We start from the raw sequence: 15959 nt of genomic DNA on the forward strand, positions 1-15959 counted from the left end.
CGATATGCACTCGACTTCATCCAAGACCATCGTACCGTCTTGGGCGCACCACCTCAATGCAAAAGTGACGCCGACGGAGTTGCCGATCCCCCACCTCTTCATTCCCCATTCCGCCTCCTCAATTCCGCATTCCCCATTCTACCCCTGCCCGTCGCTCACCCTTCGGATCGTTGCCCCCACCCCCGCCAGCTTCTGCTCGATCTTCTCGTACCCCCGATCAATATGGTACACTCGCTGCACCACCGTCGTGCCCTTGGCCGCCAATCCTGCCAGGACGAGCGCGGCCGACGCCCGCAGGTCCGACGCCATCACCGGCGCCCCGATAAACCGCTTCACCCCTTCCACGATCACCGTCGGCCCCTCCTTTCGCAGATGGGCCCCCATGCGACTCAACTCGCCCACGTGCAGGAACCGATCCGGGAATATCTTCTCCGTAATCACACTGTTTCCGTCCGCCAGGCAGAGCAGTGCCATAGCCTGCGCCTGTAGGTCCGTGGGAAATCCCGGATACGGTTGCGTGGTGATCTCCACCGGCTCGAGCCGCCGCGCCGAGGAAACGCCGATGCCCTTCTCGATCGACTCGATGATGACACCCACGTGTCGCAGGCGATCCACCACCGCCCGAAGATGATCCATCCGCGCCCCGTGAAGTTCCAGGTCACCATTGGTGATCGCCGCGGCCACGATGAACGTCCCCGCTTCGATACGGTCGGGAATCACGCGATGCTCCGTTCCTTGGAGCGACGCAACGCCGTCGACCACGATCTGCGGCGTACCCTGCCCCGTGATCCGCGCGCCACAGGCATTAAGGAAATTCGCCAGATCGGTCACTTCCGGCTCGCACGCCGCGGCCTCGATGACGGTCCGGCCCTCGGCCAGCGCCGCCGCCATCATCACGTTGGCCGTCGCCGTCACCGACGAGCCGAACCGCCCGCCCAGGAAGATGTCCGCACCCTTGAGCTTCTTGGCGCGCAAGACCACGTCGCCGTTGACCAGGTCGGATTCGGCGCCGAGTGCGATCAGCCCGGACACGTGCAGATCGATCGGCCGGTCCCCGATGGCGCACCCCCCGGGCATGGAGACCTGCGAGCGCCGCCGCTTCGCCAAAAGCGGGCCCATCACGCAGACGCTCGCCCGCATCTTGCTCACGAGGTCGTAATCGGCGTGGACGTTCATCTCGTCGTCGACGCGAAGATGCAGCCGCCCGTCCTCGCCGCGATGGCTCTTCACGCCGAGTTTTTCCAGCAGGGTGAGCATCTGCCGCACGTCGGCCAGGTCGGGCACGTTGCGCAGCACGGTTTCGCCCTCGACCATCAGCGTCGCCGCCATGATGGGCAGTGCCGCATTCTTGGCACCGCTGATCTGCACCGCACCCTTGAGCCGAGCTCCCCCGACGATTTCGAACCGATCCATGGTCTGTCTCCCCTGCGATCTCCTGCCATCGCGCAGGGCGGGCTATACCCGCCGCCCAGTCCTCATCTGCTTCGTGCCTACGCGCCCTCTTCCTGTTGCCTATTGCTTGTTGCCGGTTGCCTGTTGCCGGTTGCCTGCTGCCTCTCTTCCCCTTCGTGGCTCCGTGGCATCGTCGCTTCGTGGCTTTTTCTGAACCACAACACTCTCTCCGCCCCCACCACCGGGTCCTTCCACGTCCGACAATGCTCAAACTTCCCGCCTGCCGTCATCAACCGGATCACCTCGGCCGCCTGTCCGTTGCCGATCTCCACGAACACGGCTCCGCCAGGCGCCAGTAAAGCGGCACTGTCCTCCGCCAGCATTCGATAGAACGACAACCCGTCTTCTCCGTCCGTCAGCGCCGCATGCGGCTCGAAGTCGCGAATGCACGCTTCCAGCCCGCCGACATCCCCCGCGCCGATGTACGGCGGATTGGACATGATCACGTCAAACCCGCCCGCAGGAATCACCTCCGCTGGCAACGCCAGCCGATCGGCCTCCGCCAGCGTCATTCGCTCGTGCACCCCGTGCCGCTCGGCGTTCTCCCGCGCGATGTTCAGCGCTGCCGAAGAAACGTCACTGGCCACGACTCGAGCACCGGGAACGTGCCGCAGAACCGCCACGGCGATGCACCCGCTACCCGTCCCCAAATCGAGCAGTTTCGGCTCTTTCAGCGAGAGCGCCCGGCAATGATCGATCACGCGTTCGACGAGCGTCTCAGTTTCAGGTCGAGGGATGAGCACCTCCCGCGTGACCCTGATGGGCAGGGAATAGAACTCCCGTTCGCCCACGAGGTAGGCGATAGGCTCGGCCGACCCCGCCCGCTTTACAAGCTCGCGGAATCGAGCCAGGCTCGGCTCATCGGGGACGGCATCGAATCGCGTGTAGAGTTCGATACGTTTGCAGGCGAGAACGTGGGCCAGGAGCACCTCGGCCGAAAGGCGCGCCTCCGACAGGCCCAACCGGCCGAAATAGCCCGCGGTCCAATCGAGCAGGCGACGAACCGTCCATGGTGCGTCGGACACGCCGGTTCCGAGGGTCATGGAGCGGAATATACAGAAGATAGCGTGAGTAGTGAAGTGTGGTCCGGGTTGATGCGCTGGGTGCGCAGTCGTTCCTCCGGCAGCAGCCGCACGAGTCGGCGGGGACTCTCACCTCCTTGCGAGAGTGCTATCCGCCGACCCCGTGCTGCGGCGTCCCTCCCTGGACCCAGCGGAAGATGACTCGGTTCTGGTCGTTACAAGCGACGCCAGCGACCGCGGACTGGAGCGATACTTCAACGTGCTAGAAAATGTGATCGACTTCGTTGCGGAACCAGTCGCTGAAGGACGGATCCTCCTGCGGGGGATTCAGTTGATTCACAACCGCGCTCAGACCGGCTCGGACGACCTCGTTCCCGACCGCCTGACACGAGCCGGCCAGCAGCATGCCGGCGCCCAGAATCGTTGCACACGTCCGATAAATCACAGCCGCCTTGCTCTTCGTGTTCACGGTTCCACTCCCTGGCTGAACATGACCGCAAATGCCACAAACTATCGCCAATATTATCGGCCATACTACCCAATTTACTTTATCGGAACCATTTCATATTACCCAATTCCTCAACGCTCGCCCTTGCCAGCCCAATCTCGATCGATATGACGACACCTCGACGAACCCTTTCCGGGCGTCAGCAGCGCTCCGCGTCCATTGACGGACCGCAGGGTGAACATTACGCTTCCCGCTCTGCTTACGGGTTGCCCCGAGGGGCGTGCCCGTTTGCTCGCAACATCAGGGCAGGCTGCCGCAGAAATGCGGCGGCTGGTGGGCATGCCACTTCGCGGCGGCGTGTTCAAGCCTCGGTTGCGAGACCGCAGCCGCGACCCTTTCGCTCGCACGCGGTCCTATGGTCTTTGGCATCCGCCGGACCGGTTTACGATCCGTCGCCGTTTCGACGGCCGGACGGTTGCCCGGTGGTGTAATGGTAACACACCAGGTTTTGGTCCTGGTATTCCAGGTTCGAGTCCTGGCCGGGTAGTTCGGAGTGCCGCATGTGTGGCACCCAGGGGTTCAGGTACTCGCGGGAATTATCGTGTCGGCGGCAATTGTCCTTGCGGCAGGTCGAAGCACGCGGATGAACAGCGACCTGCCCAAGGTGCTGCACGAGATCTGCGGCCGACCGATGCTGCAGTTCGTGCTTCAGGCCTGCCGGCTCGCCGGCGTCGAGCGCCTTCTTGTCGTCGTCGGGTACGGCAGGGATCGCGTGAAGGAGCAGTTCGCCGAGGATCGCGACCTGCAATGGATCGAGCAGCGCGAGCAGCACGGCACCGGACATGCGGTTCAATGCTGCCGCGATGCGTTGACGGATCACGAGGGCCAGGTGCTCGTGATCGCCGGGGATATGCCGCTGGTCCGTCGGGAGACGCTGGCGGAACTCCGTGGCGCACAGGCGGAATCGGGGGATGCCCTGGTCCTGGCCACAGCAGAGCTTGACGATCCGACCGGTTATGGTCGTATCGTTCGCGACGATTCCGGCGGGTTCCTCGGTATCGTGGAAGACAAGCACTGCTCGGACGAATTGAGGAAAATACGCGAAGTGAACATCAGCTACTACTGCTTTGACAGCCGACGGATGTTCGCTGCGTTGAATAACGTAGAGCCGAATCCGGACACCGGAGAAATCTACCTTACGGATACGGTGGAGGTGCTTCGAAAGAACGGTGAACATGTGTTGGCGTCGGTTCGTGCCGCCGGGGAAGATGCCCAGGGCATCAACTCGCGGCTCGATCTGGCCCGGGTCGGACGGGTCATGCAGGACCGCATCCAGCTTTCCTTCATGCGGGCCGGCGTGACCATTGTCGATCCCGACAACACGTGGATCGAGGTCGGCGCGGAAATTGGCCGCGATTCCGTCATCGAACCGTTCTCCCTGATCGGCGCAGGTGCCAGAGTCGGATCGAACTGCCGGATCGGCCCCTACGCGCACGTTCGCCGCGGAGAGCGGATCGAAACAGGCGACGTGCGGGCGGCAGAGCCAATGGGTGGAGCCAGGCGGGCATGATGAGTTGGGCAAGCCAACGATCTTCGGACCGTGACGCCTCGGGCGTCGTTGTCTTCGGCGGCTCGGCGAGCCGTACCCTCACGGAGAAGATCTGCGCCTACCTTGGGCTCAGGCCCGGCCGGGCCACGACGGGCCGGTTCCCCGATGGGGAAACGATCGTCAAGATCGAAGACGACGTGCGCGGGCAGGATTGCTTCATCGTTCAATCCACCTGTCCGCCGGTCAACGACAACCTGATGGAACTGCTCATCTTCATGGACTCGCTTCGCCGGGCGAGCGCCAAGCGAATCACCACGGTCATTCCGTACTACGGATACGCCCGGCAGGATCGCAAGGCCGAAGGTCGCACGCCCATCACCGCCAAGCTCGTCGCCAACATGCTCACCAAGGCTGGGGCCAATCGCGTGCTCACCATGAACCTGCACGCCGACCAGATTCAAGGGTTCTTTGACATCCCCTTGGACCACCTGACGGCCGCGCCGGTGATTGCCAACCACTTTCTCGGCCGGAAGATCCCCAATCCGGTGCTCGTCTCGCCCGACGTGGGGAACATCAAGTTCGGCAATGATTTTGCTTCGCGCCTCGGCAGCGATCTCGCGGTGATTCATAAACGGCGCGTCTCGGGCGACGAGGCCATCGCCGTCAGCGTGATCGGTGACGTGAAAGGTCGCAACGTGATGATGTTCGACGACATGATCACCACGGCCGGCACGGTGTGTTCGGCCGCCAAGATCGTTCGCGAGTGCGGTGCGAAGGGCGTCTACGTCGGGGCAACGCATGGTCTGTTCGTCGGTCCCGCACTGGATCGGCTGGTCGAAGCCAACGTCGACGAAATCGTCGTGACGGACACCGTCCCGGTGCGGGATGAGGTCACGCGGCGTTTGAAGAATCTCACGGTATTGTCCGTGGCGGATCTGGTAGGAGAAGCCATCCGGCGTATTCATGAACATCGCTCGGTCAGTGCCTTGTTTTGCTGATCGACGCCGGATTTCGCGTGGAATGGTCATGATCGAGCGCCCGCCTGCGGAACGGCAAGGCGCTCGGCGGAGAAACGGAAAACAAGATGGAAGTCGTACACCTGACAGCCCGGCGCCGGGAGAATCTCGGAACTCGTCCCTCACGCGCCCTGCGCGAGGAGGGTCTGCTCCCCGCGGTGATCTACGGGCACAACCAACCGCCGGAATACGTGGTTCTCAACCGCCACGACGTCGAAGTCGCTCTGCACCACGGTGCGCGCACGCTGGACTTGAAGGTTGACGGCAAAGCCCAGCAGTACCTGATCAAGGAAGTGCAGCACAATCACCTGGATTCGGAGGTGATCCACGTGGACCTGATGCGCGTCGATGTTCACGAGCGCGTCCGAGTCAACGTTGGCGTTGAGCCGCGCGGCACGCCCAAGGGTGTATCGGAAGGCGGTATCTTCGACCCGGTGCTGGCCAGCATCGAGGTCGAATGTCGTGTGACCGAGATTCCGGACGTTCTCCACCCGCTCGTGACCAACCTCGGATTGGGGCAATCGCTGCTGGTGAAGGACCTCGAGCTTCCGCCGGGTGTCAAGGCCATCACCGATCCGGATGCCATCGTCGCCATTGTCCGAGCCAAGGGCGTCGAAGAGGAGGAGGTTGCTGAGGAGGGTGAAGCGGAAGGCGAGACCTCGGCCGAGCCGGAGCGCATCACGCGTGCGAAGAAGGAGGAGGAAGAAGATTAGCAGGCCTCGAATGTCGGCCGCCGCTTGACCGGCGAGAAAAGTGCTGCCGTGAAGCTGATCGTGGGACTCGGCAATCCTGGTCCGCAGTACGCGGGCACGAGACACAATGTCGGGTTCGACGTGGTCGACATCCTGGCAAAACGCTGGGGCGCGAACCTCTCGGCCGAGAAGTTTCACGGCTGGTTCGACCTCGCGGCGTTCGCGGGCGAGCGCGTGGGCTTGATGAAACCCACGACGTTCATGAATCGCTCGGGGCAGGCGGTGATGGCAGCCGGTCGCTTTTACAAGCTGGAGCTGCCCGACCTGTTGGTCATCACCGACGACCTGGCGCTTCCGGTGGGCCGCATTCGGATGCGTGCCGGCGGTTCCGCGGGAAGTCATAACGGCTTGCAGGACTTGATCAATCGGCTGGGCTCGGAGGAGTTCTGTCGATTGCGTTTGGGAATCGGGGCGGCCGTCGGCGACGGCGCCTCCTATGTGCTGGGTCGGTTCCCGCCCGAGGAGGAAGAGGTCATGGCCATTGTTCGGGTTCGCTCCGCGGAAGCGGCTGAGAGCTGGGTGACCAACGGGCCCGAGCGGACCATGAGCATGTTCAACGGTGACGTGATACCGACGTCGTAAGCGCCCAGTGACGCAGTGGTTTGCGTAGAGGAGAAGTTCGATCTTGACGCCCAATCAATATGAAGCAATGTATCTGTTCGACCCGACGTTCGGCGCGTCGTGGGAGGATTGTGAAGCCGAGATCAAGCGGCTGATGTCCCGAGCCGAGGCAGAGCTGGTCTTCTGCAAGAAATGGGATGAGCGTCGTCTGGCGTTTAAGGTCAAGGGTCGCAAGCGCGGCGTGTACGTGCTGACGTACTTCCGCGCCGCGCCGGAGAAGATTGACCCCCTGGAGCGCGACATCCGCCTGTCAGAGAATGTCCTCCGGGCGCTCGTCCTTCGGGCCGACGGCATCACGCCGGAGATGATGGAGCGGGCGGCCGAGGCCCGCGGCGCATCCCTCGACGGCGAGCCCGGTGGAGGGGATGAGGGCTCGCGGGGCGACGGTGATGATTCGGGCGGCGAGGGATCGTTCCGCGGTGATCGCGGCGGAGACGACCGTCGTCGTCGCGACCGGGACCGCGACCGCGACCGAGATCAGGCACGTGAGGAATCCGTGGCATCCGGCGGTTCGGACTAGTTCCCGAATTGGCTGGTTTGCACGGAGTCGCTGCGGCGACGGTGCAAGATTGGCGCTGACTGGAGAGGACCGACATGGCCAGTTTCAATCGGATCATCCTGCTCGGTAACCTGACGCGCGATCCACAGCTCAGCTACACCGCATCGAACGTGGCGGTGTGCAAGTTCGGGTTGGCCACAAACCATCGCTGGAGGGACAAGGACGGCAATCAGCGAGAGGAAACGTGCTTTGTGGATTGCACCGTGTTCGGGCGCGGCGGCGAAACATTCAATCAGTACATGAGCAAGGGACGCTCGGTCTTGGTCGAGGGACGATTGCAGCTGAACCAATGGACGACGCCGGAAGGCGACAAGCGCAGCAAACACGAAGTCCTGGTCGACAATTTCACGTTTGTGGGCGGCCAGGGCAACGAATCGCGCGGTCCGGAGAATCGCGGCTCGGAGCGCCGCGGTCAGCCGGCACCGGTCGGCGGGCGAAGCCAGGACAGCGGGCCGGGGTACGACGAGCCCCCGCCCCCATCGGATGATGATATCCCCTTCTAGGGGCACCGATCCCGCAGCGGCTTCGTGTCGTTGGAGGGATCAATCGAAGAGAGGTCGGAAGTTCGGGCGCGATCGATGTGCGTATCGCGCTGCGTTGGAAAGATGGAGTAACGGGCACCATGAAAGTGCTACTTTGTAAGAACGTTGAGAAGCTCGGCATCGTGGGCGACGTTGTCGAGGTGAAGTCCGGCTACGCCCGCAACTATCTGGTGCCCCAGGGTCTGGCAACGGAACCCACCGACGCCAACATGCGCCGCCTGGCCGAGGCTCGCCGACAGGCCGAGCTGGAGCGCGCCCAGCGCCGGACCGAAATGGAGAAACTCGCGGAAAAGCTCGAAGGTGTGGAGGTCTCCATCTACGCCAAGGCCAACGAGGAAGGCCACCTGTACGGCTCCGTCGGAACCCGGGAGATCGCCGAGGCGCTGGCAGGCGAGCAGCTTTACGTCAAGCCTGATTGGATCGTGCTCGACCGGTCGATTCGCAACCTCGACAAGGTCAGCGTGGATCTGCGATTGGCCGAGGACCTCCGCCCGACCATCAAGGTCTGGGTACTGCGCGAGAAGGCACCGGGCGAGGAAGGTGACGAGGAATCGCTGAAGGCGGAGGCATCGGCCCAGCACGCCCCGCGCATGGAGGCCGAAGGCGATGGCGACGAGTCCGAGCGCGACTAGAGCCAAGCCCGTGGGTGCGGCGCTGTCCGATCGGCTGCCGCCCCACGATCTGGATGCTGAAATGGCGCTGCTCGGCTCGATGATGATGAGCCGGGACGCCATCGCCGAGGTCATCCCCCTCATCGGCCGGGAAGACAGCGGCTGGTTCTACCTCCCCGTCCATCAGAATCTCTTCGAAGTCCTCGTCGATCTCTACGACAACCCCGCCAAGGCCATCGACCTGGTGGCCGTTTCCGACGAACTACGTCGCCGCGAGCTGTTCGATTTCGTGGGCGGCCACGCCTACATGATCCAGCTTGCGGAGAGCTTCGCCGACTGGGCGAATGCCGAGCATTACGCCCGCATTGTTCGCGACAAGGGCACGCTGCGCGACCTGATTCGCTGCGCCCACGAGATCACCGAAAAGTCCTACAGCGCCGTCGAAGAAACCCGGGAAATTCTCGACTTCGCCGAGCGGCGCATGTTCGAGGTCACCGAACGGCGCGGCGCCGGTCACACCATCGCGGTCAAAGACGCGATCATTCGCCTGAAGAATCTCATTCAGGAGCGTGACGGCAGTCCTCTGACGGGCTTGCCGTCGGGCTTCACGCAGCTCGATGAGCTGACCGCGGGATTCCAGCCGGGTGACTTTATCATCGTTGCCGCCCGGCCTTCGATGGGAAAGACCGCACTGGGCCTGGGCATGGCCTTGAATGCAGCCATGCACCAGCATCGGCCCGTGGCATTCTTCTCGATGGAGATGAGTGCCGACCAGGTGACGCAGCGACTGGTCTGCGCCCATACGGGCATCGATGCGCAGAAGCTTCGCCGGCACATGCTTGGCGAGGCGGACAAGCGCACGCTCGTGGAGGCCTGCGAGGATTTCGCCAGCGCCCCCCTGTACATCGACGATACGCCGGGGATGACCGCGATGGAATTGCGCTCCGCGGCCAGGCGGCTCAAACAGCAGTATGACATCCAGGCCGTGTACGTGGATTACCTCCAGCTCATGCACACCCCCAAGGCGGAGAGTCGCCAGGTGGAGATCGCCACGGTCAGCCGGGGGCTCAAGGGCCTGGGCCGGGAACTGGGCATTCCGGTTATCGCCATGGCCCAGCTCAACCGCATGCCCGAGGGTCGCACGGACAAGCGGCCGCTGATGAGCGACCTGCGCGAGTCCGGGGCCATCGAGCAGGACGCGGACATGGTCCTGCTTATCCACCGTGAAGAGTACTATCACCCAGAAAAAGAAGAGTCAGCGGGTCTGGCTGAGCTGATCCTGGCCAAGCAGCGCAACGGCCCGACGGGCTCCGTCACGCTTACCTTCAACAAGAAGCTGACGCGGTTTGCCAACCATTACGTCGGTCCCGAGAGCTATGAAGGCTACCAGGGGCGCGACGACGTGGTGCCGTTTTAGAGCCGATCATGGCGACCCGCACCGGTCGGCATCGGCCGCCGCGGCATGTCCGAAAGTCGTCTCCGCGGGCCGGCCTAATTACCCTGTGAGGAGCCGGCGCTCCCTCCGTCGGGCTCTGTTCCCTGCATGTACAGGGCAATGTCCTCCATGTCGACCACGGCGTTTCGGTCGATATCCGCGTACACCGCTGCCTGGCCCAGGCCCATTTCGCCCAGTTCCTTCACCGTGATCGATGTGCGTGCCCCCGGGGCAGTCGCAGCGGGCGGGGTACAGCAGCAAGGCGGGCTCTGCATCAGAAAGTTGTCGACCACAAAGGAGAAGTCCAGACTGTCCACCATGCCATCGGCGTTGATATCGCCGTGCGGGCCGGGGAGCGTGCAGCTGGAGGAATCGCACTCGGTGTCGCCATGCGGTGGGTAGGATGCGCCGTTCCCGATCTCGCTCATGAGTGTTACGTAGTCCAGGATATTGATCGTATTGGCGCTGCTGAAGGAGATGCCGGGCTTCCAGGCATCCAGGTTTCCGCCGGTCAGCCAGTTGCCGCCCTGGCCGGGGTCGCCGACATACGAAACTGACAGTTTGCCCGTTCCCTCGCGCTCGTTGTCGCTGTCCCACTGGGCGGGATTGCAGACTGGCACGTCACAGGCGGCCAGCGTGTGCAGGATATCCTGTGCCGCGATGCAAGAATAGTTGGCAGCCGGCACCGTGAGCGTGGCGCGGCCCAAGTGGTCCGGCGCCGGCGGTTCGCCGAAATGCACGGTCTCGCACACGGTCTCCGGCATCGTGCCGCAATCAGTGAAGAGGTTGAAGTTGATGCAGCGGTTAAACGTGTCGGCAATCATCTCCGGTGACAGTTCGACCACGACATCCAAAGCAACCTCGTTCTCCACTTCCACGACCCATTCGCCCGTCACGGTATCGCCACAGTCGTTCCATGCCGTGCAAGCGAAGGATGTTGTGCCCACCGGCAGCAGGCCACCATTCGTGATCGTACTCGCGGGAATCGCCTGTCCCCCGTCATGTACCGCGGTGCACACCATCGACGGATCCGTATCGCATGAGTCATTGGCAGCTACGGGCGCACTCCAGGTTACCAGTCGCGCCAAGGTGTCGCAGTCGGCCGTGTAGGTGCCACCGCTCGGCGAGGTGAGTGACAGATCGCCGTTGCGGCGAAGGGGTGCGCTGCAACCGCAGGCGTCGGGCGTGATCAACGTCCCGATCGCATTCCAAAGGTACGTGTCTTGTGGATTATCTTCGACCAAGCAGACGGCGCACGATGTGCAGTCGGCCGTCTTGACAAATGTCAGGCAACCGAGGTCTGCCGGTCCCGTCAATTGGGCCTGCGGCAATCGAATGCTGCCATTGCTGCTCTCCACCCGGTCCGATCTGCTCGCACTCGACACGGCGTAAACAATGGTCCCCAAGGATTCGTTCACCGCGGCTGTCAACACGTGTGCGTACGGGCTGCCCGGGCACGCGCCGACGTGTACAAGATCCAAGCAGGCCGGGTCGTACTGCAGCACGATCCTTCCGCCCGCGACAGGCTCAGTGCTGGCGCCCAGAGCAATGCGTGCGTCGACGACTTCGCCCTCGTCGTAGCAGGTGGAATCAGGATATGCGCCGGCCTGGATCTCAACGCACAACGTCGGTCCGCCGGTGGACTGGGCGAATGCACCGGGTAACGCAAGAATTCCGACCGCCCAAGACGCGATGATCTGCATCGAGTATTTCATTATCTCCCCCCGGCAATCTCAAGAGTGCAATACGGATCCCTTGGTCTTCGTGCGGAATCCAATGGTAACACCGAGGCCAGATTCGCCAACAGAATTCTGAGTAAAGTTCTCGCGAGCGGATTATCAACAGAGTCCTGGAAAGCGAGCGAACTTTGCCGCGAGGGAACCGGGCAATCGAATTGCTGCCGGCAGGGTCAACCCTGGCAAACCACAATTGAGGCAGTTCGTTACACCAGCGAAGACCTCGATGTTAAACGAGGAACACGGCCGGTAAGTGGTCGCAGCCTCGCAAGAGACTCCAAGGTGAGTGCATGTTGCAGATACCGCAGCACCGGCCGACCCAACGAGGCGCTGTTCCGGGAATCGAAGGGCTCGATTGATAATTCCGGGTTTTCCTTCGTTCATGGTGTTGAGTCGGTTCTTCAGTGCAGCCGTGTCCCCTGATCAGGCGCTCAGGCCGAGGCTTTGTGTATGACCTAATCGAACTCGTGTGACACTATATTGTCACCATCACTTGATTCAGTTTGGCGCCCCTGGGGGCGCCTGAATACCGGGAAGACTGTGAAACGTACGTTGCCACTGTCCCGACTGCTCGCTGCCCGCAATGGGTCGAGGGTAGTTTGTGACGGCCACGTACAACGGTCAGTTGGAGGCCGTGGCGGCCACGATGACGGGAACGCAAGCGGCCGTAGCCACGGCCGCCTGGGCTGCCTGGATGGCCTGTTTCGTGGCCTTGCCCATAAGTTCCCCACTGGTGATCTGTTCGATGCGCTTGCGTCGAGCGCGGAGTTCCCTGCGGCCGAACGGAATGCGGAGGACGCCGGCGCTATCGGCAAGGGATATCAGTACGACCGTGCGGGGATCGATCTCGCGGGTGTCAGTGAAAATCGCCTTGCGGAGGCGCTCGATGACGGCGCGCTCGGGGCGGGGATCGAGCTCGGGGTAGATCCTCCGCTTGAAGATGAGCAGGATCGTTCCAGTATCGGCGCGGAGAACGCCGCGGCGGCAGAGACCCTCGGCGATGCGATGCTGGAGCTTGCCAATGTGGGCGAAGCGCGTGATCCAGGTTTTCATGGAAGCGCGGCGTTTGGCCGTGGCGATGCGACCGAGACACTCGTCCAGCAGCGGATCGCCCAGCGGCCGGTTGTCCGCCAGATCGACGAGATTCTTCTCCGTGAATGCCTGCCTGAGCCATGCGCCGAAGCCGGCCGTGTGGTCGCGGGACCTGCCCTCGTCGATGGCAATGCGATTGCCGAGCAGCAGCTCGGACAGGATCGCGCCACCCAGGGCGAAGTGGTAGGTGTGGTCGGCGGCAACCGTGCCCGCCTCGTCGCGCAGGGCGAGGAGGAGAATCTCTTCCTGGAGGTAGAGCGCTGGTTCGCGGCCGGGCATGGGAGTACTCCTTATCGATTGTGGTACTTAACCGTCATGATCATGCCACAACGGTCGGACCACGGCCATTAGAAAAAGTGTCGGAGTTGGTAGGCAGCCGCGAGAGGCGGCGGCGCGCGTTGGGCTACGGGGAACGGGCGCATTCCCGTAGAGCGGGGTCCACCAAGGCGGGGGCAGGCGGGGTGGGCATCTCTCAGGTTCGAGATGTTCATCAACGCTCTCCAGCCCGTGGGCGGAGCGAGTCTGCCTCACGGGTTATGCGTAACACTCGTTCGGGCTGTCGGAGCATCGCGCTCCTCTACAGGTAATAACGCGCAGGGGCGCTCAGTCGAATGCGCAAATAAAGTGATCACGCGCGGCAAGTGGGCACGAGACAAGAGGTAAGCCACGAAGCGACGAAGCCACGGAGGCACGAAGGGGAAGAGAGGCAGTGGGGCAGCGGGCCACAGAGTTCGGGGCGGGTGGCAAAAGACGGGCCACGCCGGTTCGGGATGGGGTGCGTCCACGAAGGGAGGACGTGGCCGGCTGCTGGCGGACGCCGCCGTCAGTCGTCTCTGCTATTTCGTCAGCCGTACTAACTAATATTCTTCACGAATTCCGGGGGCTTCGTCATCATTTACTCGTTGGAACTGGGCGATCCGCCCCGTTACGATATGGGCCACGCGATTCATATAAAGGAACAAGCCATGTTGTCAAAGGCCGGATGGTTAGCGGCGACGGTGCTGATTATCGGAGGGCAATACAGTCTCGCTCAGGAATTGACGTCGCTGCGCATTGAAGGCCCCACCACTGTGGAGGAGTGGTCGACAACATACTACCACGCGATTGCCGGGTTTGATCAAGAGCTCGAGTTCGACGTAACTCTCTTCGCGCAGTTTTCGTTGGAGCATGGCGACTTCGCCTCCATCGGATCGCTGGGTGATTTACACACATACGCGGTGACGGATGTGGATGTAACTGAAATCATCCACGCCCATTTTGATTTCGGGGACCAATCGGCGGATGCGTCGCTTGGGGTAACGATTCAATACCACGTGACGGAGTCCGGCTCGTCTCTGGATTTTGACGGGGTCGATGATCTGGTCGTGGTGCCGGCGGCGGCGGAGCTCGGCTACTCCGGCACGGGCGGCTGGACGATTGAGGCGTGGCTATGGGCCCGAGATCCGGATTTCGAAAACCCCGTCCCGGTGGTCGCACAGGTCTTGGCTGGAAGCGGGCGTGTTCCCTATGCACTGGAGGTCTGGGACGGGCAGGTTCATTTTCGCGTGGGAAACGCGTTTGGAACGATCCAGCGAATCGCGGCGCCCATCGGCGCTGAATGGACACACGTTGCGGGCGTCTACGATCCGGCGGAAGGAATCATCCGGCTGCACGTGAACGGACTCGAGCGGGACTGGCAGCCGATATCGGTCCTGATGGAATCGAATGCATCCGCCCCGGTGATTTTTGGCAGCATGGGCGGCGGTCAAGCGGGGTTCGATGGTCGAATCGATGAGGTTCGTTTGTGGCGTACGACGCTGAGCTACTGCGACATCCGTGGATATATGGAACGGGCGTTGCACGGCGACGAGCCGGGTCTGGCGGGTTATTGGCGTGCGGAGGAACGGAGCGGCCAGGTCGTTGCGGACTCCTCACCATACGGTAATGACGGTGTGCGGGGGTTGAGCGGTGCGACGGAGACGAGCGATCCGAAATCGGCGGCCTCGGGGGCCGATCTGTCACTGGGTGACTTTCCGCCCGTGAAGTGGACAACGCCCCAGCTGATCCCGGAGGTCAGTTCCGGAGAGGATTGGGATGTGTCCATTTCCTCGGACGGCCTGGAAATGTACATCGGAAGTGAGCGGGACGGATTTGCGCAAGGGGACATCTACCAGGCCTCTCGAACCAATCCCAGCGAGACATTTGCCACCCCCGTTCGGGTCAATGAAGTAAGTATTCTCGGGTATAACCTCCATGACTATTTCCCCGTAGTATCCGGCAATGGGCGACGACTCTATTTTTCACGAAAGGTCGGGGGCGGAGTAAGCGATCTCTGGGTGAGTGAACGCGCGAATCGGCAAACGGCGTGGGGTGCGCCGGTTCTCATCAGCAGCCTCAATACAACATCGCGCGATGAGCGGATAACGCTGACCGCGGATGAACTGCACTGCGTTTTTGCTTCGGACCGGTCAGGTGCCATGCGATTCTGGACAGCGTCGCGAAATTCGGTCAATGATCCATGGACGAGCCCCCATCCGATCGCGTCTCTAGAGGGTTACTCGGCGCGGTCATCGACGCTTACAGGGGACGGACGGACGCTCTATTTCACGGCGATTGGTCCGTCGGGGTCGAGTAATTACGACGTCTGGAAGAGTACTCGTTCCTCCATTTCGGCCGCCTTTGGTCCCCCGGTCTATCAGCCTGACCTGAGCACGCCGGGTCCGGACCTTGGCATCGGCGTCTCGCAGGATGGAATGGACCTCTACCTCGTTCCGAACGGCTCGGGTGGGAATGGGGTCGTCAAGCACTCGCGGCTGGCCGTCCCGGGTCAGCCAGTGACCGGCGAACTGGATTGCGATGGCGACCTAGACCTGGTGGACTTCAGTGAATTTGCGGCATGTCTGAGCGGTCCCGACGAGGATGCAACGATCGAGTGTACGCCGGCCGATTATGACGAGGACGGCGACGTCGATCTGGCCGATGTGGTGCATTTCCTGACCGTCTTGGAGTCATTTCAGAGTCGATGAGCGAGGCGGTTCAGCCAAGCTCGAGTGCTAAACCCCGACAACCCGTAAGGGCACGTATGCGAGACGTGAGCGTGGCACACGATGAAGTGGTGCGTCGGGGGATGCACTGCAAGTATGGG

At 62.4% G+C, this 15959-nt stretch carries 14 protein-coding genes and 1 tRNA gene; 10 read left to right on the forward strand and 5 right to left on the reverse strand.

Annotated elements, in window-relative coordinates; translation table 11 throughout:
* Positions 1–138: 138 nt before the first annotated feature.
* From murA to J5J06_10520, 3 genes are all read right to left on the reverse strand, one after another.
* Positions 139–1413, reverse strand: a complete 1275-nt coding sequence (gene murA, locus J5J06_10510; protein MCO6437509.1) for a UDP-N-acetylglucosamine 1-carboxyvinyltransferase — start codon at positions 1411–1413, stop codon at positions 139–141.
* Positions 1414–1490: 77 nt separating this feature from the next.
* The gene (gene prmC / locus J5J06_10515) at positions 1491–2477 is read right to left on the reverse strand and encodes a peptide chain release factor N(5)-glutamine methyltransferase (protein MCO6437510.1); all 987 of its coding nucleotides are present in this window, start codon (positions 2475–2477) and stop codon (positions 1491–1493) included.
* A 259-nt stretch (positions 2478–2736) separates the two neighbouring features.
* Positions 2737–2943, reverse strand: coding sequence for a hypothetical protein (locus J5J06_10520; protein MCO6437511.1), 207 nt, complete (start codon positions 2941–2943; stop codon positions 2737–2739).
* A gap of 455 nt (positions 2944–3398) precedes the next feature.
* Between J5J06_10520 and J5J06_10525 the strand changes: the two genes are divergently transcribed.
* The 9 genes from J5J06_10525 (at position 3399) to dnaB (ending at position 9989) form a co-directional block, all read left to right on the forward strand.
* Positions 3399–3469: transfer RNA gene (locus J5J06_10525), tRNA-Gln, on the forward strand.
* Positions 3470–3523: 54 nt separating this feature from the next.
* A complete protein-coding gene (locus tag J5J06_10530) occupies positions 3524–4492 on the forward strand; it encodes a bifunctional N-acetylglucosamine-1-phosphate uridyltransferase/glucosamine-1-phosphate acetyltransferase (protein MCO6437512.1) in 969 nt (322 codons plus the stop codon).
* Positions 4492–5469, forward strand: a complete 978-nt coding sequence (locus J5J06_10535) for a ribose-phosphate pyrophosphokinase (protein ID MCO6437513.1) — start codon at positions 4492–4494, stop codon at positions 5467–5469. The genes J5J06_10530 and J5J06_10535 overlap by 1 nt, the downstream gene beginning before the upstream one ends.
* A gap of 86 nt (positions 5470–5555) precedes the next feature.
* Positions 5556–6200, forward strand: a complete 645-nt coding sequence (locus J5J06_10540) for a 50S ribosomal protein L25 (protein MCO6437514.1) — start codon at positions 5556–5558, stop codon at positions 6198–6200.
* A gap of 24 nt (positions 6201–6224) precedes the next feature.
* Positions 6225–6821 carry an aminoacyl-tRNA hydrolase gene (locus tag J5J06_10545; protein ID MCO6437515.1) on the forward strand — a complete coding sequence of 199 codons (597 nt, stop codon included), beginning with the start codon at positions 6225–6227 and terminating at the stop codon, positions 6819–6821.
* 43 nt (positions 6822–6864) lie between these two features.
* The gene (gene rpsF, locus J5J06_10550; protein ID MCO6437516.1) at positions 6865–7380 is read left to right on the forward strand and encodes a 30S ribosomal protein S6; all 516 of its coding nucleotides are present in this window, start codon (positions 6865–6867) and stop codon (positions 7378–7380) included.
* A 74-nt stretch (positions 7381–7454) separates the two neighbouring features.
* Positions 7455–7922: a single-stranded DNA-binding protein gene (gene ssb, locus J5J06_10555; GenBank protein ID MCO6437517.1), complete on the forward strand. Its 468-nt coding sequence runs from the start codon at positions 7455–7457 to the stop codon at positions 7920–7922.
* Between the two features lie 119 nt (positions 7923–8041).
* Complete coding sequence (locus J5J06_10560; GenBank protein MCO6437518.1) at positions 8042–8593, forward strand: 50S ribosomal protein L9; 552 nt, start codon at positions 8042–8044, stop codon at positions 8591–8593.
* Positions 8568–9989 (forward strand): replicative DNA helicase, encoded by a 1422-nt coding sequence (dnaB, locus tag J5J06_10565; protein MCO6437519.1) that lies wholly within the window; start codon positions 8568–8570, stop codon positions 9987–9989. The genes J5J06_10560 and dnaB overlap by 26 nt, the downstream gene beginning before the upstream one ends.
* A 74-nt stretch (positions 9990–10063) precedes the next feature.
* On the opposite strand, the gene J5J06_10570 is transcribed toward dnaB, so the two are convergent.
* Both J5J06_10570 and J5J06_10575 read right to left on the reverse strand, forming a co-directional pair.
* Positions 10064–11722 carry a hypothetical protein gene (locus J5J06_10570; GenBank protein MCO6437520.1) on the reverse strand — a complete coding sequence of 553 codons (1659 nt, stop codon included), beginning with the start codon at positions 11720–11722 and terminating at the stop codon, positions 10064–10066.
* A 642-nt stretch (positions 11723–12364) separates the two neighbouring features.
* On the reverse strand, positions 12365–13114 hold the full coding sequence (locus tag J5J06_10575) for a GPP34 family phosphoprotein (GenBank protein MCO6437521.1): 750 nt from the start codon (positions 13112–13114) through the stop codon (positions 12365–12367).
* 686 nt (positions 13115–13800) lie between these two features.
* Here J5J06_10575 and J5J06_10580 point away from each other — a divergent pair.
* On the forward strand, positions 13801–15840 hold the full coding sequence (locus J5J06_10580) for a PD40 domain-containing protein (protein ID MCO6437522.1): 2040 nt from the start codon (positions 13801–13803) through the stop codon (positions 15838–15840).
* Positions 15841–15959 lie beyond the last annotated feature (119 nt).

The sequence above is a fragment of the Phycisphaerae bacterium genome, assembly GCA_024102815.1.
GTDB lineage: Bacteria > Planctomycetota > Phycisphaerae > UBA1845 > UBA1845 > JAGFJJ01.